General features: G+C 45.2%; 20 protein-coding genes. 13 read left to right on the forward strand and 7 right to left on the reverse strand.

What is annotated here, in order from left to right; all coding sequences use genetic code 11:
• Positions 1-6 precede the first annotated feature (6 nt).
• Positions 7-6,240 carry a T9SS type A sorting domain-containing protein gene (locus tag MJ612_RS16240; protein ID WP_187032188.1) on the forward strand — a complete coding sequence of 2,078 codons (6,234 nt, stop codon included), beginning with the start codon at positions 7-9 and terminating at the stop codon, positions 6,238-6,240.
• Positions 6,241-6,306: 66 nt separating this feature from the next.
• On the opposite strand, the gene MJ612_RS16245 is transcribed toward MJ612_RS16240, so the two are convergent.
• Positions 6,307-7,317, reverse strand: a complete 1,011-nt coding sequence (locus MJ612_RS16245) for a DMT family transporter (protein ID WP_317233061.1) — start codon at positions 7,315-7,317, stop codon at positions 6,307-6,309.
• A gap of 416 nt (positions 7,318-7,733) precedes the next feature.
• Complete coding sequence (gene dusB / locus MJ612_RS16250; RefSeq protein WP_187032186.1) at positions 7,734-8,729, reverse strand: tRNA dihydrouridine synthase DusB; 996 nt, start codon at positions 8,727-8,729, stop codon at positions 7,734-7,736.
• A 53-nt stretch (positions 8,730-8,782) separates the two neighbouring features.
• Between dusB and MJ612_RS16255 the strand changes: the two genes are divergently transcribed.
• From MJ612_RS16255 to MJ612_RS16270, 4 genes are all read left to right on the forward strand, one after another.
• Positions 8,783-9,745, forward strand: a complete 963-nt coding sequence (locus MJ612_RS16255; protein ID WP_187032183.1) for a CPBP family intramembrane glutamic endopeptidase — start codon at positions 8,783-8,785, stop codon at positions 9,743-9,745.
• Between the two features lie 58 nt (positions 9,746-9,803).
• Complete coding sequence (locus tag MJ612_RS16260) at positions 9,804-10,631, forward strand: phosphatidate cytidylyltransferase (RefSeq protein ID WP_187032181.1); 828 nt, start codon at positions 9,804-9,806, stop codon at positions 10,629-10,631.
• A 99-nt stretch (positions 10,632-10,730) separates the two neighbouring features.
• A complete protein-coding gene (locus MJ612_RS16265) occupies positions 10,731-12,005 on the forward strand; it encodes a Glu/Leu/Phe/Val family dehydrogenase (protein ID WP_187032179.1) in 1,275 nt (424 codons plus the stop codon).
• Positions 12,006-12,128: 123 nt separating this feature from the next.
• Entirely contained in the window at positions 12,129-12,812 is a 684-nt protein-coding gene (locus MJ612_RS16270; protein WP_187032177.1) for a phosphatidylserine decarboxylase family protein, read from the forward strand.
• Positions 12,813-12,948: 136 nt separating this feature from the next.
• On the opposite strand, the gene MJ612_RS16275 is transcribed toward MJ612_RS16270, so the two are convergent.
• Together MJ612_RS16275 and ribD are read right to left on the reverse strand one after the other, a co-directional pair.
• A complete protein-coding gene (locus MJ612_RS16275; RefSeq protein ID WP_187032175.1) occupies positions 12,949-13,431 on the reverse strand; it encodes a GAF domain-containing protein in 483 nt (160 codons plus the stop codon).
• Between the two features lie 72 nt (positions 13,432-13,503).
• Positions 13,504-14,538, reverse strand: a complete 1,035-nt coding sequence (ribD, locus tag MJ612_RS16280; protein WP_394802026.1) for a bifunctional diaminohydroxyphosphoribosylaminopyrimidine deaminase/5-amino-6-(5-phosphoribosylamino)uracil reductase RibD — start codon at positions 14,536-14,538, stop codon at positions 13,504-13,506.
• 195 nt (positions 14,539-14,733) lie between these two features.
• On the opposite strand from ribD, the gene prmC reads away from it, so the two are divergent.
• The 7 genes from prmC (at position 14,734) to MJ612_RS16310 (ending at position 20,205) form a co-directional block, all read left to right on the forward strand.
• A complete protein-coding gene (gene prmC, locus MJ612_RS16285; protein WP_187032171.1) occupies positions 14,734-15,588 on the forward strand; it encodes a peptide chain release factor N(5)-glutamine methyltransferase in 855 nt (284 codons plus the stop codon).
• 80 nt (positions 15,589-15,668) lie between these two features.
• Positions 15,669-16,703: a UDP-glucose 4-epimerase GalE gene (galE, locus tag MJ612_RS16290; RefSeq protein WP_187032169.1), complete on the forward strand. Its 1,035-nt coding sequence runs from the start codon at positions 15,669-15,671 to the stop codon at positions 16,701-16,703.
• A gap of 2 nt (positions 16,704-16,705) precedes the next feature.
• Positions 16,706-17,755, forward strand: coding sequence for a dTDP-glucose 4,6-dehydratase (gene rfbB / locus MJ612_RS16295; protein ID WP_187032167.1), 1,050 nt, complete (start codon positions 16,706-16,708; stop codon positions 17,753-17,755).
• A gap of 84 nt (positions 17,756-17,839) precedes the next feature.
• Complete coding sequence (gene rfbA, locus MJ612_RS16300; RefSeq protein WP_187032165.1) at positions 17,840-18,709, forward strand: glucose-1-phosphate thymidylyltransferase RfbA; 870 nt, start codon at positions 17,840-17,842, stop codon at positions 18,707-18,709.
• 147 nt (positions 18,710-18,856) lie between these two features.
• Positions 18,857-19,387 carry a hypothetical protein gene (locus tag MJ612_RS16305; protein ID WP_187032164.1) on the forward strand — a complete coding sequence of 177 codons (531 nt, stop codon included), beginning with the start codon at positions 18,857-18,859 and terminating at the stop codon, positions 19,385-19,387.
• Between the two features lie 78 nt (positions 19,388-19,465).
• Positions 19,466-19,741, forward strand: coding sequence for a DUF2071 domain-containing protein (locus MJ612_RS18425; RefSeq protein WP_317233059.1), 276 nt, complete (start codon positions 19,466-19,468; stop codon positions 19,739-19,741).
• Positions 19,720-20,205 (forward strand): DUF2071 domain-containing protein, encoded by a 486-nt coding sequence (locus MJ612_RS16310; protein WP_317233060.1) that lies wholly within the window; start codon positions 19,720-19,722, stop codon positions 20,203-20,205. The genes MJ612_RS18425 and MJ612_RS16310 overlap by 22 nt, the downstream gene beginning before the upstream one ends.
• A gap of 58 nt (positions 20,206-20,263) precedes the next feature.
• On the opposite strand, the gene chrA is transcribed toward MJ612_RS16310, so the two are convergent.
• Entirely contained in the window at positions 20,264-21,433 is a 1,170-nt protein-coding gene (gene chrA / locus MJ612_RS16315) for a chromate efflux transporter (protein ID WP_187032162.1), read from the reverse strand.
• Positions 21,434-21,504: 71 nt separating this feature from the next.
• Entirely contained in the window at positions 21,505-22,488 is a 984-nt protein-coding gene (locus MJ612_RS16320) for an isopenicillin N synthase family dioxygenase (RefSeq protein ID WP_187032160.1), read from the reverse strand.
• A 104-nt stretch (positions 22,489-22,592) separates the two neighbouring features.
• On the opposite strand from MJ612_RS16320, the gene MJ612_RS16325 reads away from it, so the two are divergent.
• Positions 22,593-23,432, forward strand: a complete 840-nt coding sequence (locus MJ612_RS16325) for a hypothetical protein (RefSeq protein ID WP_187032158.1) — start codon at positions 22,593-22,595, stop codon at positions 23,430-23,432.
• A gap of 262 nt (positions 23,433-23,694) precedes the next feature.
• On the opposite strand, the gene floA is transcribed toward MJ612_RS16325, so the two are convergent.
• Positions 23,695-24,681 (reverse strand): flotillin-like protein FloA, encoded by a 987-nt coding sequence (gene floA / locus MJ612_RS16330; protein ID WP_187032156.1) that lies wholly within the window; start codon positions 24,679-24,681, stop codon positions 23,695-23,697.
• Positions 24,682-24,684 lie beyond the last annotated feature (3 nt).

Below are 24,684 nucleotides of genomic sequence, written 5' to 3' on the forward strand. Positions count from 1 at the left end.
CTGCTTATGGGAATTTCTACTCTTACTAACAAACTTGTTTATCCTAAAATTTGCCTGATTTTATTTTTATGGATTGGTATCCAAGTAAGTGCTTCAGCACAAACTACTACAAGCTGGACAGGAGCTGGAACCGATTGGGCAACGGCTAGTAACTGGACTGCAGGTGTACCGAATGCAACCACACATGTTATAATAGGGGATGCAAACTTCACAGGTAATAAACAGCCTAAAATAGATCAGGCTGCTCTTGCCGAATGTCTTTCGCTAACAGTAGGCGGAGTAAAGGCAGCAGATTTAGTTGTATCAAACGACAAAGGCTTTACTGTACACGGGAATGTAATAATAGCCTCGAACGGGAGAATAGAAAATGAAGGTACTTACTTTACTATAAAAGGTAATTGGACTAACAACGGTACTTTTACTGATAATCTGTATATAAAAGGCAACTCTCCAAATGCACGAAGTACCCAATACCCTACCATGGAATTTACTGGTGCAAATGCACGAATTGGTGGTACGGGCTTAAACAGTTTCAATAAACTTGTACTTACAGGTTCAACAATTCTGGATGCTGGTATAACTATGATTGCCCGCTCGAATACCAGTGGCAACGTTACTGTGCAACCGCAGCTGCATGTAAACAGCAGCTTAGATCCTCAAACAAACCTGGTAACTGTGCCGAATGTTGCGGGAGCCGAACTTATAGTTGGGCCTACTGCAACGCTGTATGTAAAAGGAGCTACATATTTCAGTAACTATAGCAGGTCGCCAACAACAATGTATACAACCAGTACTATAAACTATGCTGGTGGCGACCAAACAATAGAGAGTGCTCTTGTGTATGGAGTGCTTCGGGTAAGTGGCACAGGCACGAAAAGATTAAATGGAAACACTCGTGTTTTCGGAGCACAAGACACAGGCCTTCATATTGATGCGGGAGTACTTGACTTGGAGTCATATACGTTGGATAAAGACAATAGCCCAGGAGCTTCGCTAAGTATAGTTTCAGGAGCAACTCTACGCATAGGAGGTACCAACACTTTTCCGGCTAACTATGGAACAAATACACTGGATGCAAACAGTACGGTAGAGTATTATGGCACAAACCAAACTGTTGCTAACGTGTCGTACGGTCATTTGCTGCTAAGTACTTCCGGAATAAAAACAATGCCTGCAACTGCTATGACAGTGAAAGGCAACCTGACTAGTAGCGGAACAGTGTCTTATACAGCAGGAGCACCCGTAAATGTGGCAGGTAATGTTACCATCGGAACCGGTACTACATTTAATGGCGGAAGTGCTATTCACACGATTGGAGGCAACTGGGCAGCGAACGGTACTTTTACTGGCAACGCAAGCACTGTGTTAATGACAGGCAGCAATAAAATCATCTCAAGTACGGCAGGTGCAACAGAGTTTTTCAACTTAACCCTAAACGGGACGGGGATAACTATTACAGTACCGGCATTAACGATCCGTGGGGATCTGAACGCACCAGGTGGTTTAGCACAAGTTGCAGATGGCAACATTACTATGACAAATACTGTGAGTAAAAGTATTAGCGGTGCTAATCTCAACTTCCAGAACCTGACTATAGATGGTATAGTAACTACAGCTGCCAACCCAACCCTGAATGGTAACTTTACTGTAAACGCGGGCAAGACTTTTACAGCCAGTGCAGGTACAGTAACGATGGCTGGCCTAAACAAAAGCATAGCAGGTAGCGGCTCTAAAACATTTTTTAACTTAACTATCGCAAACGCTACCTCTACAGCAGCCTCCTTTACAGTAAATGCAGCGTTGAGTGGGTCCAGTTCATTAACGGCTAGTGCAGGTACAGCTACTTTTGGTAGTACATCTACTTTCGCAAATACCCACTATTTAAATGATGTGGCCATTACAGGTACAAGTATGCGCATGCTGGCGAACGCTAACCTATATGTAGCAGGAACAATGAGCAAAGGCGCTAGTTCGGTTTTTGATGTTACCACGGCTACGCCTAATACAGTTTATTATAACGGCTTAAATCCACAGCCATTGCTTGCCACTACCTATCATCATTTAGTGCTAACTAATACCGGAGCCAAAACAGCAGGTGGTGCTATAACTGTAAACGGAAATTCAACTATAGATGCGGGTGCTACACTTAATGCAGGCAGCTTTAACCATAACTTATATGGCAACTGGGTGAACAATGGTAGTTTCAACCATAATAATGGTACAGTAACTTTTACCGGAGGGGCCAACACGAGTATAACAGGCGCTACATTTTTTAACAACCTGGCACTTAACAAAACAAGTATGGGCAATGCGGTAACATTGCTGACGGATGCGACTGCCAACACGCTGCAGATGACCAACGGGATTATGCAGACAGGTGCCAACAAGATAATCATACTTAACACCCGTAGCGGTAATGGTTGGGTTATAGGTACAGTAAACAGGCAACATGTTTTTAATGATGGCGAAGCTTATGCGTTTAACTCTCCTTTCTCTCAGCTCTCATTTGCAAGCCCTGCAGGTATAACTGATGTAAGCATAACTGTAGCCGAAGAATCGATAGCTGGTTTTACAACAGGGGCAGCCATTAACAGGAAGTATACGATTGCCATACCTGCAGGTACTTATACAAATGGTACACTACAGCTACAATACAACGACACAGACCTGAACGGTAACAACGAAGCAGGGCTACAACTATACCGTTATGAAAGCGGCATTGGCAGATGGCTTACCAGAGGCCGCAGCGCATTAAGTTCAACTGATAACTGGGTAAGAAGAAACTCCTTTACCAATCTGCAGGGCGTCTGGACGATGTCAGCTAATCCGAATATATACAGATGGGTGGGCGGTACAAGTATAGCATGGGAGCTTCCGGCAAACTGGGAGAATATTACAGATGGATTTATCGTAACCGCAGATGTTGCACCACTCAGTAATGATGAAGTTATACTTAGTGAAGTAGTTCCGGTTAATCAGCCAACTATAAACTCAGATGTAACTGTTAGCAAAATAACCTACAAAAGCATTGCACCAACTAACCTGACTGTAGGGAGTGGTTCTTTAACTGTAACAGGCAACATGGCAACAGCTGGCGCTGGCACAGGAATACAACACACACTTGCGGCAGGTTCACAAACCATAAACATTGGCGGAAACCTGGTTCTGAACGATGGAAGCGCAGGCAACAGCCTATCAGTTATCAGTACTTCTGGTACAGTTAACGTTACAGGTAGCATACAGCACCGTGAAACCGGAAGTATAGAACTAGGGACGGGCAACCTAAACATAAGCGGAGATTATATTTATGTAGCCGGAAACTTCGCAGCCGGAACTGGTACTGTAACCTATAATGGCACTGGTGCACAAGTAGTAGCCGGTTTACCTTATCATCATTTAACAGTTAGTAAAACAGCAGGCACTGCAACCTACACAGCCGCTGCCACACAAAGTATAACCGGTAATTTGTCTGTTAATAATGCCGGAACCCTGGCACTGGCTGTACCAACACTGAATGTGGCAGGTAATGTAAGTATAACGGCAGGCCAGTTACAAGCCAACGCAGCAACTATAGATCTAAAAGGTAACTGGAGCACAGCAGGCACAGCATCGTTTACAGCAGGTACAAGCACTGTTATTTTCTCAGGAAGCACAGATCAGACCGTATCAGCTACCAACTTTAATAACCTGACCAAAACAGCTGCCAACACCCTGACTACTACAGGCATCTCAACTATAAATGGCTCGCTGGATGTGCAGGCTGGAACATTGCTTTTAAATGGCCACACCCTAAACCGAAGCAGCGCCGGCGGAACCTTTACGTTAGCAAACGATGCCACACTGAGAATCAATAATGCATCAACCTTTCCGGCAAACTTTGCTGCCAATACATTAGGCCTTACAAGTACTGTAATTTACTCTGGTGGTAATGCGGCAATTGCACCTGTAACCTATGGTTATTTAACCCTTCAGGATGGTGCGAACAGGGCTTTGCAGGGGGCAACACGTGCAGCCAACCTGATGACTGTTGCCAGCGGAGCTACGCTAGCCAATAACAACAATACCCTGACACTGGATAATAATCTGGTTAACGATGGCACTATAAACGCACCTGCTACAAACCTGGTATTTACAGCCGCAACTGCCAGCCTCGGTGGTTCCGGAACTACAACAATCAAGGACTTAACAGTTAATGCAGGTGCCGGTCTAACTATAAGCAAAAACATTACACTAAACGGTAACTTAACCAACAACGGTACAGGCATTAATGCTTCAGCAAACCAGGTAGAATTTACAGGGGCGGCAGCGGCAACTATAACTTCAGCCACTCCACTAACTATTAATCAGCTGCTGATCAGAAAATCGAATCCATCTAATACTGTTACCCTGAGTGCTGATATAACTGATCTGCAAAGTATAAATGTGGCTTCTGGTACGTTTGATGCAACAAATAAAACCCTTACTAAAAAAGCTGTTGCCGGTACTACGCTAACGGTAGCAAATGCGGCAACCATGAAGGTAGGCGGTACAAGCACGCTTCCTGTTTTAGATAGTTATACGTTAGACCCAGGCAGTACTATAGTTTACAATGGCAGTAACCAAAGTATAAAAAGTGTGCAGTACGGTCACCTGGATCTGCAGAACTTCGGAACGGCAATTTTCGAGGCAGGTATTGCTCAGATAGCAGGTAACTTTACAAAAGGCAACGAGGCAACTGTAATTACGCCTGCAACAATAGAGTATAATGGCACAGCTGCACAATCTATAGTCGCACTTGATTATAACAACCTTATTTTAAGCAGTACAGGAGCTAAAACATTTGCGGCAGGCAACCATAGAATAGCAGAAGCTTTAACTAAGCCAGGGTCAGGTGCAGTAAACGCCCGTGCATTTGCTACAACAGTGCATTATACCAAAGCCGGCGATCAGGATGTGCTACCGTTAAACTATAATAACCTTACCCTGAGCGGAAGCGGTGCAAAGAAATTTACAGGCACTACAGGTATAAATGGAGCATTTACTTTAGGCGGCACAGCCACTGCAGACCTGGCAACAAACGAAAATACCATTGTATTTGATGGTGCTACGCAAACTGTACCTGCCCTGAACTATAAAAACCTAAGTATAGCTGCTGCCGGAGCAAAAACACTGGCAGGAAGTATAAATGTGGAAAAAGCCCTGGCACTAACAGCAGGAGAGTTAAGAACAGGCTCAGGCAACAACATTATACTTGATGCTATAAACGGCTCTATCTCTGAAACTGCAACTGGCTATGTGACCGGCACTGTAGAAATTACCCGTAATCTTTCTTCCGGGTTAGCTCAAACTTTCGGTGGAATCGGTCTGACAGTAACACCTGCAACCGGTACCCCGGGCGCTACAAAAGTAACCCGTGTTACAGGCACAGGAGTTGGCAATGGCAAAAGTATAATCCGTAGTTTTAAGGTAGTGCCGCAGGATACAACCCAAGACCTGAATGCAACTATAGCTTTATCTTACCTGGATCATGAACTTAATGGCTTGGCAGAGTCTGATCTGGCGGTATATTTTTCCCCAACAGGTGGTAACGACTGGAAACTTCAGTCTGCAAGCGCTGCTCCTAATGAATCCGGTAATTCTGTAAGTCTGGCTGGTGTGCAGCGCATGGCTTACTTTACGCTTGGTGGGCGCAATACACCACTGCCTGTAGAGCTGGTATACTTTAAAGCACATAAGTCCGGAACAAATGCAGTGCTGGAGTGGAAAACAGCCATGGAGCAGAATAACAGTGGCTTCGAAGTACAAGCATCCGTAGACGGTTATACTTACCAGAAGGTCCGGTTTATAAAAAGCCAGGCAGGTACATCTGCAACAGCACAAACTTATACTTATACTGATAACCGGAATGGTAAAAGCGGGATAGTCTATTATCGCCTGAAACAAATCGACCTGAACGGCACAGCCAAGATTTACAGCCCACAAACAGTGAACTTCGGAGCAGTAACCCAATCAACTATAACAGCCTATCCTAACCCATTTGTATCAGAAGTGAAGGTGGCAATAGAAGTAGTTACGGCCGGGAAGGCAACTTTAACGCTTTATTCAACAGCCGGTAAAGTGTTGATGCAACACGAAGAACAATTGGCTGAAGGCGCATCGGAACTACAGTTGAACCTGGACGAGAACCTGCCACGCGGATTATACCTGCTGATAATAGAGCAGAGTGGCAAAGCAGAAACGCTGAAACTGATAAAAAATTAAACCTGATAAGTTTCTAAAGCAAAAGGCTCCTGTTTTACGGGAGCCTTTTGCTTTATAGGGCTGTATTTATTTCGCCCTGTTAACTATAAATACGCCAACCAATATAATTACCATGCCTACATAATGCCACAGGTGTATGGTTTCGCCATCCAGCACGCCCCACATAAGTGCCACTATAGGTATAAGGTACGTAGAGGAGCTGGCAAAAAGTGTGGTAGAGATATGAATGAGTTTATTGAAAAGTACCAACCCAACTGCCGTACTAAATACCGCAAGTATAGCAATATACATCAGCGCTTCCCAGGCACCGGGCGTGTGCTGTAGTTTGTTAAGCGCATCCGTAGTAAGCAGGTAAACAAGCGCCATCGGGCCCACCGTAAGCAGCGCCAAACTCGACATTACAAATGGTTTTAACCCCTGCAGTTTGTGCTTGATGATGTTTACACTGCCACCGTAGCAGATACAGGCCAGCACAATGTATAAACCATACATGGTGTTCTCCATGTTAGTATTCTCACCACCCGAAAAAATAAGTACCGACGTACCTGCAATACCGATAATGATGCCCAGCATACGCATCCAGGTGATGGCCTGATGAAAGAAAACAGCCCCAACCAGCAACGTGAAAAGTGCGGTAAGCGAGTTTAGCACACCGGCAAGTCCACTGGCCAGGCGGGTTTCGGCGTAAGCGAACAGGAAAGCCGGAATCAGATTGCCCAATAAACCACTGCCCAGCAAAAACTTCCAGTGGCGCGGCTCTGCCTGCCGAATGTGTTTTATAGCAAAAGGCAGTAGCGTAAGGCAGGCAATGGTAATGCGCCAAGCCCCCAGCTCATCCGAAGTATAAACTACAAGACCTTTTTTGATGAGTATAAACGAAGTACCCCAGATAAGGGCAAGTATAATTACCAGGAACCAAGCCAGCGCCGGCGTTCCCGTTTTTTGCTGTTCAGAAGTTGTTACTGTTTTGATAGCCGTAAAGTATAAAAGGTAAGGAGCGCAAAAGTAGAGGATTTTATAGTTAGAAAGAGGAAAAGTTAGTGAGTTTATGAGTTTGAGAGTTAGAGAGGGAAGAATTAAAGAAGTTAAGCAGCAACTATAAAACTATAGCTCATGAATAAGCAAAGGCCAAAAGTCCCCCTTTGAAGGGGGTGAAGGGGGATGTTAAACATAAACTATAAAAACATAACTGTTCCTGCGGTAAAGGCAGTAAAGCTCCCCTCCTTAAGCAAGGAGGGGTAGGGGTGGTTTGGCAACTATAAAACTATGGCAACCGCCTTTGCCTTGCTTGTCCCTGCCGGGCCAGTTGAGTCAGGAGACTCAACACCATAGTAAGACACGAGTCTGGAGACTCGCGCCAGCGGAGAACTATAGAATCCTGTTACTCCCTTAATTCCCCATTAATCTGTGGTTCAGACAAACAAAAAGCGCCCGCTGCAAAAGCAACAGGCGCTTGTCAAAATAACTCTTAAAATCTCTAACTTCTAAGCTCCCTAACTCTCTAACTCCACATAGCTCATCGTCTGTGCAATCTCGTCCAGGGTGTCGTAAATTTCCTGAATATCTTCTGACTGCACTAAGCGCATGCGGAGTGGTTTAAAGTGCGGTAACCCACGGAAATAGTTGGTATAGTGGCGGCGCATTTCAAAAATGCCCAGTTTGTCGCCTTTCCATTCCAGCGAATGCGTGAAGTGCTGACGGCAAACCTCTACGCGCTCTTCCAGTGTTGGTCCTGCCAGCATTTCGCCGGTTGCCATGTAGTGCTTTATCTCGTTAAAGATCCACGGGTAACCTATACTTGCCCTCCCGATCATAATACCATCTACGCCATACTTGTTGCGGTACTCTAGGGCCTTCTGCGGAGAGTCGATATCACCGTTGCCGAAGATCGGGATCTTCATGCGTGGGTTGTTCTTCACTTCTGCAATTAATGTCCAGTCGGCTTCACCTTTATACATTTGCACACGGGTACGGCCGTGTATACTTAGTGCCTGAATACCGATATCCTGTAAGCGCTCGGCAGTTTCTACGATATACTTGGTGTCTTCGTCCCAGCCGAGGCGGGTTTTAACGGTAACCGGAAGATTGGTTGCTTTCACAATTTCCTCGGTCATTTTCACCATTTTAGGTACATCGCGCAGCAGGGCAGCACCCGCACCTTTACAGGCCACGTTCTTTACAGGGCAACCATAGTTTATATCAATCAGGTCAGGCCCAGCCTGCGACGAAACGATAGCCGCCTCGCGCATCGACTCAATATCAGAGCCAAATATCTGGATACCAATGGGACGTTCGTAGTCAAAAATGTCGAGTTTCTGCACACTTTTAGCTGCGTCGCGTATCAAACCCTCAGAGGAAATAAACTCAGTGTACATCAGGTCGGCCCCGTTGGCTTTGCACACTTTTCGGAAAGGCGGATCGCTCACGTCTTCCATAGGTGCCAGCAGCAGCGGAAACTCGCCCAGTTCTATGTTCGCTATCTTTACCAAAGCAAAATTTAATTATTCGCGTAAATTTACACCAATTTAACCTAAACTCCTGTATGAAAGGTTTCATCCCGAAAGAGACACACCCGTTTTATGTACTGCTGTTGCTTATAGCGTTTATGATAGGCGGCTATTTTGTAGGTAGCTTTATATTCGCCATACTGGCCAGTGCGGTATTTAATATTGGTATAATGGAAATGCCGGAAATAGCCACAGACCCGGCCTCGCACCCGAACGGGCGTAACATTATGCTGATGCTTCAGGGGGTGATACAATTCCTTTCTTTTGTGGTGGCGCCTTTGTTTCTGCTGCGCGTGTTAAAGTATAAAATAGACCCGTACCTGAACTGGAAGATGCCGGTGGCACCGCTGCTGGTATTGCTGGCTGGTGTGCTGATGATCGTGATAATGCCGGCCAACTCTATCATTATTCACTGGAATGCAGATATGCACTTCCCGGATTTCTTACGGGAGTTTGAGCAATGGGCACGTGCTAAAGAAGACGAGCTGGCTGAGCTTACCAAAATGATAGCCAATTTTGATTCTGTACCGAAGCTGTTGGTGGGTTTATTGGTAATTGCCGTTATACCTGCCATTGGCGAGGAGCTTGTGTTTAGGGGCATACTGCAAAAGCAACTGCACCGCTGGACAGGTAACCCACACGTAGCTATCTGGATTGCCGGACTGGTGTTTGCTGCCATACACGTACAGTTTTTCGGGTTTGTGCCGCGCGCTATACTTGGGGCTTTATTCGGATATTTATACTTCTGGTCGGGCAGGATAAGCGTACCTATAGTGGCCCACTTCTTTAACAATGGCTTTACCGTATTTATGTTATACTTACAGCAAACCGGGGCCGCCGATATTGATGTAGAATCTACAGATCCGATGGAGTGGTACAGCATATTGATTTCGGTTATACTTAGCGCTGGCCTGCTGTATTACCTGTACAACGAATTCAGAAAAGTGCCTCCGCGTACCGAAGCTATACCTGAAACTGCTGTGGATTCTGTTGTATAGATATCCTACAATATAGATAATTTCATACCTTTATTGCTCCAACAGCATCCTCTACTACATGAGCAAAGATATTTCGAGCCTAAGTAATTTACAGCAGCGCATTATTGTAGGGGTGTTGGGTGCAGCTATGTTTATAGGTGGCATACTGGCAAGCGAGTGGACCTACTTTCTGCTGTTTCTGGGGCTAACTATACTTGGTTTGCTCGAGTTTTACAGGCTGGTAGGCCCGCAGGGTATAAAGCCGAATAAACCCGTTGGCGTCATACTTGGCGTGTTCCTTTATACTTCCGTTTTTCTGATTGAGAAAGAGATCATCTTACCTGAGTGGTTATACCTGGCCTTGCCGATCCTGAGCCTTGTATTGGTATTGGAATTATACCGCAAACAGGAGCAGCCTTTCACAAACATTGCTTTTACACTTTTAGGCGTTTTATACATTGCTTTGCCTTTCGCGTTGCTGCACAAACTGGGGTATCTGCTGGGTGAGTACAGCTGGGAACCTATACTTGGCCTGATGCTGCTGATTTGGGCATCAGACACAGGAGCCTACATAGCGGGTAAATCTTTTGGGAAGCATAAGCTTTTTCCGCGTATATCGCCGGGCAAGACCTGGGAAGGCTGGGTAGGAGGTATGTTACTTACACTGAGTGTGGCCTATGGCTTATCTATAAACCTTACAGAGTTGGGACTTGCAGAATGGCTGGGTATAGGTGTTATCGTATCGGTTTTCGGGGTACTTGGCGACCTTACAGAATCGTTGCTGAAACGTAGCCTGGATGTAAAAGACTCTGGTGCTTTGCTGCCCGGCCATGGCGGCATCCTCGACCGTTTCGACAGCCTGATCATGGTTATTCCCTTTATTGTAGCCTTTCTTCAGATTTTATAATTTTTTGTTGCCTGTATAGTAGGCGGTTGTATGCATAAATTATATACCTTTGCCGCCGAAAATCTTAATCACTGAGTTAAATCATTAAGGATTAAAATCATGTTATACAAAGAGCCAGCACCGATCAAGGATAGGGAGAACCCTTTCGAATCGATGATGTCACGCTTCAATATTGCTGCTGAAGTATTGGGGTTGGATGAAGAGACATATAACGTATTGAAGTCGCCTACCCGCCAGGTGATCGTGAACGTGCCTGTAACTATGGATGATGGTAAGGTACGCGTGTTTGAAGGTTACCGTGTGGTGCACTCAACTATACTTGGTCCTTCTAAAGGTGGTATCCGCTTCGCTCCGGATGTATTTTTGGATGAGGTAAAGGCCCTTGCTGCCTGGATGACGTGGAAATGTGCTGTGGTTGATATTCCTTATGGCGGTGCCAAAGGCGGTATCATCTGCGACCCTTATACTATGTCGGCTGGTGAGATAGAGCGTTTAACAAGAGCATATACACAGTCTTTAGTTGATATTTTTGGCCCTGACCAGGATATACCTGCCCCGGATATGGGTACAGGTCCGCGCGAAATGGCCTGGTTAATGGACGAATATTCTAAAACAAAAGGCTCTACAGTACATGCTGTGGTAACTGGTAAGCCGCTTGTATTAGGTGGTTCATTGGGCCGTGTTGAGGCTACCGGCCGTGGTGTTATGGTTTCGGCTATGGCGGCTATGGATAAGCTGGGCATGGACCCTGCAAAATCTACTGCTGTAGTACAAGGTTTTGGTAACGTAGGCTCATGGGCTGCCAAGCTAATGGCTGAGCGTGGCGTTAAAATTCTTGGTATCAGCGACGTGAGCGGCGCTTACTGGAACGACAACGGTATCGATATTGAGGATGCTATCAACTATAAGAACGCACATAATGGCCGCTTAGAAGGTTACAAAGGTGCTGAGCAGATGGATCCGGAAGAATTACTGACTGCTAAAGTTGATGTGATTGTGCCGGCTGCTGTGGAGGATGTGATCACTATTAAGAATGTTGAAAAGATCCAGGCACGCCTTATAGTGGAAGGTGCTAACGGACCTACTTCTTACAAAGCTGATAAGATCATCAACGAAAAGGGCATTATGGTGGTGCCGGACATCCTGGCTAACTCAGGTGGTGTAACTGTATCTTACTTTGAGTGGGTGCAGAACCGTATGGGCTTTAAATGGACGCTGGACCGCGTAAATGAGCGTGCTGAGCGCATCATGAACGAGTCGTTTGAGCGTGTGTATGCTGCATCTCAGAAGTATAACGTACCAATGCGTATTGCAGCCTACATCGTAGCTATTGACAAAGTAGCCATGACATACAAATACCGTGGTGGCTTCTAACAGAAGTTTTTATTTAAAATAAGCGAAAGTTTATATAATTTTGATGCAGATAATAGCCCATCTACGAAACTGGATGGGCTATTATAACTTTTAAAGTAGCTGCAGTAATTACACAACACACAAATGAAAATTCATAAAGAAGGGCGAAAGATTCTGTTTTTTACATTGCTAGGCTTAGTGGCAATAAACCTGTTGCTCTATAACTTCAACGCCGAAAACAATACCTTCAATAAGATTTTCTCTGGTGTTTCTGTAGTTCTTTTCCTGCTTATACTTCAGTTTTTCCGTAGCCCATACCGCACGCTGCTGCTGCACGACGACCTGCTTATTGCCCCTGCCGATGGTAAAGTAGTGGTAATTGAGGAAGTAGAAGAGCCGGAATACTTTAAAGATAAACGCAAGCAAATCTCTATCTTCATGTCGCCGATAAACGTGCACGTTACGCGTAACCCTATTTCCGGTGTCGTGAAGTATTTCAAATACCATCCGGGTAACTACTTCGTAGCCTGGCACCCAAAGTCAAGTACACAAAACGAGCGTACTACTGTAGTTGTAGAATCTACAGCCGGACCTGAGGTACTTTTCCGCCAGATTGCCGGAGCTATGGCTCGCCGTATAGTTTGGTATGTAAAAGAAGGAGATGAAGTAAGCCAGGGCGAGGAGTTTGGCTTTATTAAATTCGGCTCGCGCGTAGACGTGTTTGTACCACTGGATACGGAGATTAAAGTACAGCTTGGCCAGAAAACAAAAGGTGGCGAAACTGTAATTGCCCAGCTTAAAACACCACCGCCAACAATTTTTGGGTAAACTTTAGATACTAGATTCTAATAGTTAGATATTAGAAAAAGGCCGCTGCAAGTATAAACTGCAGCGGCCTTTTTGATTGTCTGAAACAGGAGTTGAGTTAGATAAAAGTCTAATGTCTTGAGTCTAACGTTTATACTTAATACCAGCTTTCTACCAGCTTCATCAGTTGCTCTAGGTACTTCTGGTCTACTTCATCAAAGTCGTTTAGTTTGTCGCTGTCTACATCCAGTACCAGTTTTACTTCACCGTCTTTAATGGCAGGCAAAACTATTTCTGATTTGGAATCGGAGCTGCAGGCAATATGCCCCGGGAAGGCCTCTACATCAGGTACAAGTATAGTTTGCTGTTGGGTATAGCAGGCACCGCAAACACCTTTGTGGTAAGGTATACGCGTGCAAGCTACCGGCCCCTGAAACGGACCAAGTACCAGCTGTCCTTCTTTGTTAAAGTATACACCCACCCAGAAAAAGCCGAGTCCCTGCTTCAAGGCAGCTACAAGATTGGAGATGTTGGCAATTAAATCTGTTTCGCCAGTTACCAAGGCTTCTATCTGTGGCAGCAGGCTTCTATATTTTTCTTCTTTTGTAAGGTTCTGGTCTACTATAAGCGATTCGGCCATAGGTGTTTAATTTTGAATATTTGATTTTTAAATGACTAAATAAAATAGCAATTGTTGATTGCTTATTGATAATTATTTACTGTTTTCGTAGTGCAACAACACATCTGTTCCTAATGTTTGCTGCTCTATTAAACTTCCGTGAGTCATAGCAGGGGCTTTGATACCATCAACTATAGTTTTGGCAGTGTTCTTAAGTATAAAAGCTTCATCCCACAGGTTTTCTTTTAGCAAGCTTTCCAGTAGGTAAGTACCACCTTCCACTAGCACAGAAATGACGTTGCGTTTGTAAAGATCGTGCATAATCTGTGGCAAAAGTGGTTCATTATCCTGTAGCTGCACAAAGCATAGGTTCTCCTGCTCTTCCTGTTTTTTGTAAGTATAAACTATGGTTGGCTGGCTTTTATCGAACAGGTTTATACTTTCGGGTAGTTGCAGCTGGCGGTCTATTACAATGCGTAATGGGTTATTGCCGCTCCAGTGGCGGGTGTTCAGGTGTGGGTTGTCGTGCAGGGCGGTGCGGGTGCCAACGATAATAGCCTGCTCTTCGGCACGCAGCTTATGCACGAACCGTTTAGCCAACGCACCACTTATTTGTACTTGTTCGCATCCTGTACCGGCCACAAAGCCATCAGCAGTCTCGGCCCATTTAAGTATAATATAAGGCCGCTTTAAAGTATGGCTGGTAAAGAAGCGCTTGTTCAGTTTCAGGCCCTCCTGTTCCAGCAAACAGGTTTCAACTTTTATGCCTGCATCAAGTAGTTTTTGTACGCCTCGGCCAGCCACCAGCGGGTTAGGGTCCAGGTTACAGACTACTACATCACGCACACCGCTCTCAATTAACAGATCGGCGCAGGGTGGTGTTTTACCGAAGTGGGAGCAGGGCTCCAAGGTTACATAAACACGACTTTCTGGGAGTAAACTTTTATCCTGTACACTGGCAATGGCGTTTACTTCGGCATGTGGTCCACCATATTGTTGGTGCCAGCCTTCGCCAATTATTTGCCCGTTATATACTATCACGCAGCCTACCATCGGGTTAGGCGAAGTATAGCCATTACCCAACCGGGCTAATTCTAGCGCGCGCCGCATGTATAGTTGATCTTTCAAGTTAGAAAGTTAAAAAGTTAGAAGTTCAGAAAGTTTAAGGAGAAGTAAGAGAAGTCAGGGAACACGATCATCATGTTAAAGAGTTCTGTTTGGCCTTAGCCGCACTCCTGCACCACCACTTTTTTAACCTTTTAACTTTCTAACTCCAAAAGAATTACCTTTGCAAAGATACCGAAATCAATAGAAAGTATAACCGTGGCCACCGTTCAGCAGACTGCACAACAGCTAAAAGCACAATTAATAACGATATATCCTGAGCAGGAAGCAGGTGCTATAGCGCAGGAAGTGCTGGAGTATGTGTTGGCGCAAAACCGTGTGCAGCTGAGCCTGAACCAACAACAGGAAATTACTTCTGATCAGCAACAGGAGTTAAAAACTATAGTTAACCGCCTGCTGACACACGAGCCCTTGCAATATGTGCTGGGCGTAGCACACTTTTATGGCCTGGAGCTACAAGTAAATCAAAACGTGCTCATACCGCGCCCGGAAACCGAAGAACTGGTAGACCTGGTAATAAGAGAGAACCGAGGGAAGAAACATCTTAGGGTGCTGGATATTTGTACCGGAAGTGGTTGTATACCTGTAGCATTGGCAGCTAACCTGCAAACAGAAGTGGTTTATGGGCTGGAAGTATCTGAAGAGGCTCTGAACGTTGCAAAAGCCAACGCGGCAAAATATAATCTGCCTGTAAACTGGCTGCACCAGGATATTTTTGAAGATGTACAAAGTATAGGTTTGCACTCTCTGGACGTTATTACCAGCAATCCGCCTTATGTGCTGGAGGAGGAACAGCAACTGATGCGCGCGAACGTGCTGGAATACGAACCTCACTTAGCTTTATTTGTGCCTGATACCGATCCTTTAAAGTTTTACAAACGCATAGCTATAGTTGGTGCTGATCTGCTTAAGACAGGGGGCAGCCTATATTTTGAGATTAATGAACGCTACGGACAAGAAACCTGTGACGTACTGTTGCAGGCTGGCTATCAGAGCGCAGCTGTAATAAAAGATCTGTTCGGCAAAGACCGTATAGTACGCGCTGTTAGATGATTAGGTATAATCTTGTAACTTTACAAAGAATAACTTAGCATAAGTATAAACTTCAGTTTAAGAGCTGATAAAGTATAAATATGAACAAGATTTTAGTAACAGGCGGAGCCGGCTACATTGGGTCGCATACAGTGGTGGAGCTGCAGCAGGCAGGATACGAGCCGGTTATAGTTGATAATTTCTCGAACTCCGAAGAACGCTCCCTTGAAGGTATAACTGCTATACTTGGAAAAGAAGTAAAATGCTACCGCACCGATTGCGCTGATATAGTTGCCCTACGCGAAATATTTGAGCAGGAGCAAAATATAGCTGGGGTTATTCATTTTGCCGCCTATAAAGCAGTAGGAGAATCGGTGGCTGAGCCGCTGAAGTACTACCAGAATAATGTGGGCTCGTTGCTGGTGTTGCTGCAGGTAATGCAGGAGTTCGGTGTACAGAAGCTGGTTTTCTCGTCGTCATGCACGGTGTATGGCATTCCGGAGCAGTTGCCGGTTACAGAGCAAACTCCGGTTCAGAAAGCTAATTCGCCTTACGGTAACACCAAAAAGGTTTGTGAAGAGATTCTGACGGACCTGGCAAATAGTGGAAACAGCAACATGCAAAGTATAGCTCTACGTTACTTTAACCCTATTGGTGCGCACCCGTCTGCTTTAATAGGTGAATTACCGCTTGGTGTACCAAATAATTTAGTGCCTTTTATAACACAAACCGCTGCAGGTATACGCGAACAGCTCACTATTTTCGGAGATGATTATGACACACCGGATGGCACCTGCATCCGGGATTATGTGCACGTAGTAGACCTGGCTAAAGCACATGTAGTGGCCATTGAGCGCCTGCTTCAGAACAAGGCTGAAAGTATTGAATTATTTAACGTAGGCACAGGGCAAGGTAATACTGTGCTGGAAGCCATACATGCATTTGAGCGCGCCTCTGGGGTAAAAGTAAACTATAAAATTGGTCCACGCCGCGCAGGTGATATACCTAAAATATATGCCGATGTAACCAAGGCCACCGAAGTTTTAGGATTTAGAACCAACAGCACTCTTGATGAAGCCATGAAGAGCGCCTGGGACTGGCAAATGCATTTACAGAACACAACAGCTAACGTATAGCAATGAAGATATTAATAACAGGCGGAGCAGGCTTTATCGGCTCGCATGTGGTACGGTTGTTTGTTACCAAATACCCGCAGTACCAGATCTACAACCTCGATAAACTTACTTATGCCGGCAACCTGGCAAACCTGACGGATATTGAGGATAAGGAGAACTACACGTTTCTGAAAGGTGATATTGTAAACGCCGATTACCTGGAAGAGATATTCTCTAACTATAAGTTTGACGCCGTTATTCATTTAGCGGCTGAGTCGCATGTAGACCGCTCTATTGCCGACCCGCTGGCATTTGTGCAGACCAACGTGATCGGTACGGTAAACCTGCTGAACACAGCTAAAAAGCACTGGGCAGATGATTTAAGCAAGCACTTGTTCTACCACATCTCGACCGATGAAGTATATGGTTCACTAGGCGAAGACGGCTTGTTCTCGGAAGAAACACCGTACGATCCACGTTCGCCTTACTCGGCCTCCAAAGCAAGTTCCGATCATTTTGTGCGTGCCTGGTACCATACCTATGGCTTGCCCATCAAGATATCGAACTGCTCGAACAACTATGGCCCGAACCACTTCCCCGAGAAGCTGATTCCGCTGGCCATCAACAACATTAAAAACGAGCGCCCGGTGCCCGTGTATGGCAAAGGCGAGAACGTGCGCGACTGGCTCTACGTGCTGGACCATGCCCGTGCCATAGATGTGATCTTCCATGAAGGCAGAGTAGGCGATACTTATAACATTGGCGGCATTAACGAGTGGAAGAATATTGATTTGATAGAGTTGCTGTGCGATGTGATGGATGAGAAACTGGGAAGGGAAAAAGGCCATAGCAGAAAGCTGATCACGTTTGTAAAAGACCGTGCCGGCCACGACCTGCGCTATGCCATCGACTCCAGCAAACTAGTAAACGAACTGGGCTGGAAGCCATCGGTTACCTTTGAAGAGGGCCTGAGCAAAACCGTAGACTGGTACCTGGCAAACACTGATTGGTTGGAGAATGTAACGTCAGGCAACTACCAAAGCTATTACGAACAGCAATACACACACCGGTAGTTAATTACGAATTAATAATTACCAATTTGTGGTTGCTGATTCCGTGAACGAAACACAAAACACGAAAAACGAAATACGGTCCTGATGAAAGGAATTATACTTGCCGGTGGCTCTGGCACGCGTTTGCATCCCTTAACCCTGGCTGTTAGCAAGCAGCTGATGCCGGTGTACGACAAGCCGATGATCTATTACCCGCTCTCTACACTGATGCTGGCCGGTATCCGGGAGATCCTGATCATTTCCACACCACACGACCTGCCAATGTTTGAGCGTCTCCTGGGCGATGGTTCGCAGATAGGGTGTAAGTTCAGCTATGCCGTGCAGGAAGTACCCAACGGGCTGGCGCAGGCCTTTGTGATAGGTGAGGAGTTTATCGGCAAGGACAAGGTGGCGTTAGTGCTGGGCGATAACATCTTTTATGGTTCGGGCATGAGCAAGCTGCTGCAGGCCAACAACAACCCGGAGGGTGGGGTGGTATACGCTTATCACGTGCACGACCCGGAGCGTTATGGCGTAGTAGAGTTTGATGCAGATAACAATGCGGTGTCGATTGAAGAAAAGCCTGCCAATCCAAAAAGCAGCTACGCGGTGCCGGGTTTATACTTCTATGATAATGACGTAGTAAGTATAGCTAAACATCTGGAGCCAAGTGCCCGCGGCGAGTATGAGATAACAGACGTGAACAAAGAATATCTGCGCCGCGGTAAACTGAAAGTAGGCATTCTGAACCGGGGTACCGCCTGGCTCGATACAGGAACGATTCAGTCGCTGATGCAGGCAGCTACTTTTGTGCAGGTGATTGAAGAGCGGCAGGGGCTGAAGATCGGATGTATAGAAGAGGTGGCCTGGCGTATGGGATACATTACAGCAGAACAGCTATGTAATGTGGCTGAACCATTGCGCAAAAGCGGCTACGGCGACTACCTGCTCCGCATACTCAAAGAAAAACGATAAACTATAGAAAGGCTTCCTGATTGATGGCCTTTTTTGTGGGTTATAGTTTGGCACCATAGCAGTTGGATAGACTATAGCCTTATTCAGTTTATCTGTTATATTTGGTTGTATAAGCGAAATAATTTCGCTTAGCTGCTAGTTCAAAGTATGAAAAAGTTTCTCGAACGATACCATGAAAGATTCTCAATAGAGATTAGCCAGCCTAAGTCTAGGGTAATGGAGACTATCTCACGAGAAAAAGATAAGAAGAGAGACTTTATAAGCATGCTTGGGATTGGTGTTGTTGACTACAAAGAAGTAAAAGTTACTGGTGTTGATTCGGTGGAGATAGCTGTGACGCCAAAAATGTTTAATCCTTACAGAGGCGCAGGCAAAATAAGGATAGCTTCTTCAGAAGGTAATATAGTTTTGAACACAGTAGCGCAAGGTGAAATTATACCCTATACAGCAGGCTATCTGTTATTCGTATTTATTGCATTTACTTTCCTGTTGTTCTTGGCTTTGTTTACAATTGTAACCGAAAGTAGTACTTATGGGATAGGTATTTTAGTGGTTGCTTGGCTTGTACTTCCATCAACTTTATACTTGTTGCCATTCGGGCACAGAAAAAAGCTAAGGGAGTACAGAGACTCTTTTTTAGCTGACTTAACAGCAAATAGGAAAAATAGCATCCACTAACCTTGCACATAAGTCACGCGCATGCTATGCATTGCTCGCCTTATGTACTAACCGTTACAGTTATTTTAAAGAAATAAAATGAGTTTTTTAAAAGCTGAATGGCGGAAGTTAGCCATAGCAAACTACGAAGTAGACAGTTCATTGCTGGCGGCATACCTTCCCTATGGTACTGAGTTGGATTTGTGGAACGGTAAGTGCTACGTGAGTTTAGTTGGTTTTATGTTTATTAACACCAAGCTACTCAACTTCAAAATTCCTTTTCATATAAACTTCGAAGAGGTTAATCTTCGGTTCTACGTTAAAAGGTTGGAAATAATGTATGGAAGCGGGGAGTGGTATTCATTAAGGAGATAGTCCCAAAACCTGCTTTGACATTTGTTGCGAACATAGTCTACAAAGAGAACTATGAAACGCTACCTATGAAACACACTTGGAGTGAGGCAGAAGGTGAAAGGCTGATTGAATACAACTGGAGAAAAGGTTCTGATTGGCACACCTTTAGTGTAAAGGCGAAAGAACAAGCAACAGAGATACAACCCGGAAGCGAAACCGAATTCATAACAGAGCATTATTGGGGGTACGCAAAAGTCAGCGATTCTAAAACAAATGAATATGAAGTAACTCACCCAAGATGGGATGTATATGATGTGCTGGACTATACAATAGATGTAGATTTCGGAGATGTTTATGGAGCAGAATTCAGTTTCTTAAACGAACGAGCACCTGTTTCAGTGATGCTTGCAGAGGGTTCAGAAATAACAGTTGAAAACAAGAAAAAGATAAAAAAGCGCCCTGCAGCAAAAGCTATAGCTCATTAAAGCTTTGCATCACCTAGCCAGTTACTTATCAAGTCTGTTAAATTAAATTAAATCCCAATTACAACACAAACCCTAGCAACAACCCGGTAAGTATAAGCAAAGGCGCAGGTATACGCGTGAATAGCAGGAGCGCGAAAGTGGCTACAACTATACCAAAGTTAAGCAGTGTGTTATCAATAGGGTGGTAGAGCATAATGGCGGCGGCTACTACCATGCCGGAGCTTACAGCACTTATACCTTCCAGCGAGGCACGTACTACTCTATACTTTTTAAGCCCATCCCAGAAACGGATAACAAAGAAGATAAGGAATGTGCCCGGTAGAAAAATACCTACTGTGGCTACAAAAGAACCTAAAAGCTGACCAGGTATGCCATGCTCGCGCATGGCCAGATTACCAATAAAAGAAGTAATAGAAAAAGTAGGGCCCGGAAGCGCTTGTGCAATAGCGTATCCCGATAGAAACTCATCTGTAGTCAGATAGCCTTTAAACTGCACAAATTCTGTGTACATAAGCGGGATGAGTACCTGCCCACCACCAAAAATCATACTACCGTTACGGTAAAAGTTCTCGAATAACCTGACAGGTAATAAAGAGGTAACACCACCCAGCGCAGCTGCAAGTATAAACACCCCCACATAAAGTATAAAGTTGGCCCATTCTATATTCAGGCGCTTGTCTTTCTCTTCGGGGTGCTGCCGGAAACGTAGCGCTGTAACGGCGCCACCGGCAATAAGCAGCAGCGGGTACACCCACGGCGACCTGAAGAAATAAGATAGCACAGCAGCAATCACCATTAGTGTAATGGCCACTTTGGTATTCACTACCTTTACACTGATCTTCCAGGCGGCAAAGGCGACAAAGCCAACCGCCATGGGTTGTATGATCCGGAGGAAGTGAAGAGAGATGTTTTGCTCCTGCAGGTAAGAAATAACAATAGCTGCAATAGCCATAATAATAGCTGCCGGTGCAATCCAGACGAGCAAGGTAAGGTAAGCCAGACTGGGGCCGCCTATTTTAAAACCAATTGCTGTTATAGTTTGGGTAGATGTTGGGCCGGGTAATATCTGGCAAAGCGCATTCAGCTCTATCAGTTCCTGATCAGTGAGATAGCGGCGTTTTTCTACCAGCAATTTAAACATCATGGCTATATGTGCCTGCGGCCCCCCAAATGCGGTAAGGGCGAGCATTAAAACGTCTTTCAGGAAGATGTAGTAGCGCAGGCTCATAAGTGGTAAAAATAAAAAAAGAGAGACAGCTTATAACTATCTCTCTTTTAAATATTTCAAAATATTTATACTTAAACTTTCTTAAGGCCAAGCTCTACCAGGCGCTCGTTCAGGTATTCGCCTGCTGTAGCATCCGGGTAAGCTTTCGGGTTCTGCTCATCTATGCAGCTCTCCAGGCAAGTCAGGTCCATCTCAGAACGAGGGTGCATAAAGAACGGAATAGAGAAACGAGACGTGTTCATTAACTCGCGTGGCGGGTTAACTACACGGTGTATGGTAGACTTCAGTTTATTGTTTGTAAGTCTTGCTAACATATCACCTACGTTAACGATAACCTGCTCTGGTAGCGCTGTGATCGGAATCCAGTGCCCATCGCGGCGAAGTACCTGCAAGCCATCTGCGCTGGCACCCATCAGCAACGTGATCAGGTTAATGTCGCCGTGCTCTGCTGCACGCACAGCATCAGCCGGTACGCTGTCCGGGTTCTCGATTGGGAAGTAATGGATTGGGCGCAGAATACTGTTACCGAACTTTATTTTTTCGTCAAAATAGTTTTCGTCAAGGCCAAGGTGCAGGGCAATAGCACGTAATACTTCTTTACCGGCTGCTTCCAGTTTACGGTAAGCCTCTAAGGTTACTTCTTTAAACTCAGGCACCTCCACCGGGAAAATGTTCTCAGGGTATTCAGCTTTAATAGGATCGCTGTCCGGGATATCACTTAGCTCCTGGCCAACATGGTAAAACTCTTTTAAGTCGCCAGTGTTAAAGCCTTTTGCTTTCTCTTTAAACTTGCCAACATAGCCACGCTGCCCGGCTAATTCTGGCTCTTCGTACTTCTGCTTTATATCATCAGGCAAAGCAAAGAATTTTTTAGTAGCAGCATACAGCCTCTCGGTCAGCTCGTCGCTGAGGCCATGGTTACGCAGGGCAATAAATCCGATATTCTGGTACGCATCACCCAATTTCTTCACGAATCGAGCCCTTCTTTCAGCGTCACCTGACGTAAAATCCGCTAAGTCCAAAGACGGAATTTCGTCGAACAAAATTTCACTCATATTATTTTGCTGTATACTTTTTTGTGTTGTTCACGTACCTCGCAATATACGAAAAAAAATAAAATCACTAACTTAGCTGAATTGCTAAACCAAATCCCTAACTAATGAAAAAGATCTACTTTAGCCTGGCAGCCGCCCTGCTGCTTGGTTTTTCTGCGTGCGACACGGCACGTCAGACGCAGGATGCTGAGAACCAAAGCCCTGTTGTTACAACTACTACAACCGGTCCTACGCCTGCAGGCGCTGTTATGAGCAAGAACGGCTTGCGTGTTTATGCTTTCGACGATTCACAACAATACCCAGAGTCACAGCTACGTCTTAATACACCGCCTCCCGGAGGTTTGGTAGATGCTGGTCCGGTAGAATTTAACTATAGCTTATCTAATTACCAGCTTACCCGCATGACGCCACACTCTAATGCAGAGCATATGGCTAATTCGGAGCAGGGGCAGCATATTCATAACATAGTTGATAATGAACCATATACGGCGCATTACGAAACCACGTTTACCAAAGATATTAAGGAAGGTGACCATGTTATCCTTTCGTTCCTGTCGAGATCTTACCACGAGAGCCTGAAGCATAAAGGTGCTTACGATCTGCGTGTAATCACTGCCGGCAGACCAGCTGAGCGTTTGCAGTTTGATGTAAAAGCTCCGCATATGTTCTATAGCCGTCCGAAAGGCGAATATGTAGGTAAGGATACCGAAAAAGTTATGCTGGACTTTTACTTGGTAAATACTGAACTGAGCGCTACCGGTAACAAGGTACGTGCAACTATAAACGGTACTGAGTTTATGCTGGATCGCTGGTTGCCATACATTATAGAAGGCCTGCCAATGGGTGAAACAACTATAAAGCTGGAACTGGTAGATAATAATGGTACTGTAGTACCTGGCCCATACAATACAGTTGAGCGTAAAATCACACTGAAAGAAGCATAAGAAGTATAAACTTCTGATAAAGAAGAAGGCCGATGCTGTAATATGCACCGGCCTTCTCTTTTTATACTTGGTTTATAGTTTGTGCTCTTAAGACCTCCGAGCGTTTTAAACCTCGGAGCGTCTATACCAATTATCCTTTGCTTCGTAGCAAGACGCTCGCAGGAGCTAAAGCACGCTGCGAGGTCAGAGAAGGTAGGAAAAGGATAACAAAAAAGCCGGAACATAACTGCTCCGGCCTTCTCTCTTGTAGCTATATATAAATTTATTCTCTTGGCTTGGTTGGCCCGCTCTGGCCTGGATGGGCAATAGAGTTGCGCATATCAGTATCAGACTGTATGTTCTGCATTTTATAGTAGTCCATGATGCCTAAGTTACCGCTACGGAAAGCGGCTGATATAGCCTGTGGTATTTCTACTTCGGCAGCAATTACAGAAGCCCGTGCTTCCTGCGCTTTAGCCTTCATTTCCTGCTCCACGGCTACGGCCATTGCGCGGCGCTCTTCAGCTTTAGCTTCTGCTACTTTCAGGTCGGCGTTGGCTTGGTCTATTTGTAGCTTGGCACCAATGTTCTCTCCTACGTCTACGTCTGCAATGTCAATAGAAAGAATCTCGTAAGCAGTGCCGGCATCTAGGCCTTTCTGCAACACTAGTTTCGAGATCATGTCCGGGTTCTCCAATACAGCTTTATGCGAGATAGACGAGCCAATGGAAGTAACAATACCCTCACCCACGCGGGCAAGTATAGTTTCTTCGCCGGCACCACCTACTAACTGCATAATATTAGCGCGCACCGTTACTCTTGCTTTGGCAATTAGTTGTATACCATCCTGGGCAACGGCTGCTACGTTTGGTGTATTAATAACTTTAGGATTTACCGACGTGGTTACAGCTTCAAAAACGTTACGGCCAGCCAAATCTATAGCGGTTGCCTGCTTAAACGATAACGGAATGTTGGCCTTGTCAGCAGAAATTAGTGCTTTGATAACAGTAGGTACATTGCCACCTGCCAGGTAGTGTGTTTCCAGTTCTGAAGTTGTAACAGCTATACCTGCCTTGGTCGCGTTTATCATGGAATTAACGATAAGACTTGGCGGTACTTTACGAATGCGCATAAATACCAGCTCCAGAAGGCCTACACGCACGTTCGAGAATTGTGCTGTGATCCATAGGCTGATCGGAACAAAGTATAAAAAGATCATAAGCAGGATTAAGGCTCCTGCAATCAGAAAAATAACGGATAGGTTTTCCATTTG

It is taken from the genome of Pontibacter deserti, assembly GCF_023630255.1.
Lineage (GTDB): Bacteria > Bacteroidota > Bacteroidia > Cytophagales > Hymenobacteraceae > Pontibacter > Pontibacter deserti.

Coding starts and splice junctions, on each gene's coding strand:
- galE (WP_187032169.1), top strand. CDS start 15,669: ATGAACAAGATTTTAGTAACAGGCGGAGCCGGCTACATTGGGTCGCAT.
- MJ612_RS16325 (WP_187032158.1), top strand. CDS start 22,593: ATGAAAAAGATCTACTTTAGCCTGGCAGCCGCCCTGCTGCTTGGTTTT.
- MJ612_RS16265 (WP_187032179.1), top strand. CDS start 10,731: ATGTTATACAAAGAGCCAGCACCGATCAAGGATAGGGAGAACCCTTTC.
- MJ612_RS16260 (WP_187032181.1), top strand. CDS start 9,804: ATGAGCAAAGATATTTCGAGCCTAAGTAATTTACAGCAGCGCATTATT.
- rfbB (WP_187032167.1), top strand. CDS start 16,706: ATGAAGATATTAATAACAGGCGGAGCAGGCTTTATCGGCTCGCATGTG.
- MJ612_RS16320 (WP_187032160.1), bottom strand. CDS start 22,488: ATGAGTGAAATTTTGTTCGACGAAATTCCGTCTTTGGACTTAGCGGAT.
- MJ612_RS16240 (WP_187032188.1), top strand. CDS start 7: ATGGGAATTTCTACTCTTACTAACAAACTTGTTTATCCTAAAATTTGC.
- chrA (WP_187032162.1), bottom strand. CDS start 21,433: ATGAGCCTGCGCTACTACATCTTCCTGAAAGACGTTTTAATGCTCGCC.
- MJ612_RS16255 (WP_187032183.1), top strand. CDS start 8,783: ATGAAAGGTTTCATCCCGAAAGAGACACACCCGTTTTATGTACTGCTG.
- MJ612_RS16270 (WP_187032177.1), top strand. CDS start 12,129: ATGAAAATTCATAAAGAAGGGCGAAAGATTCTGTTTTTTACATTGCTA.
- floA (WP_187032156.1), bottom strand. CDS start 24,681: ATGGAAAACCTATCCGTTATTTTTCTGATTGCAGGAGCCTTAATCCTG.
- MJ612_RS16275 (WP_187032175.1), bottom strand. CDS start 13,431: ATGGCCGAATCGCTTATAGTAGACCAGAACCTTACAAAAGAAGAAAAA.
- MJ612_RS16305 (WP_187032164.1), top strand. CDS start 18,857: ATGAAAAAGTTTCTCGAACGATACCATGAAAGATTCTCAATAGAGATT.
- MJ612_RS18425 (WP_317233059.1), top strand. CDS start 19,466: ATGAGTTTTTTAAAAGCTGAATGGCGGAAGTTAGCCATAGCAAACTAC.
- rfbA (WP_187032165.1), top strand. CDS start 17,840: ATGAAAGGAATTATACTTGCCGGTGGCTCTGGCACGCGTTTGCATCCC.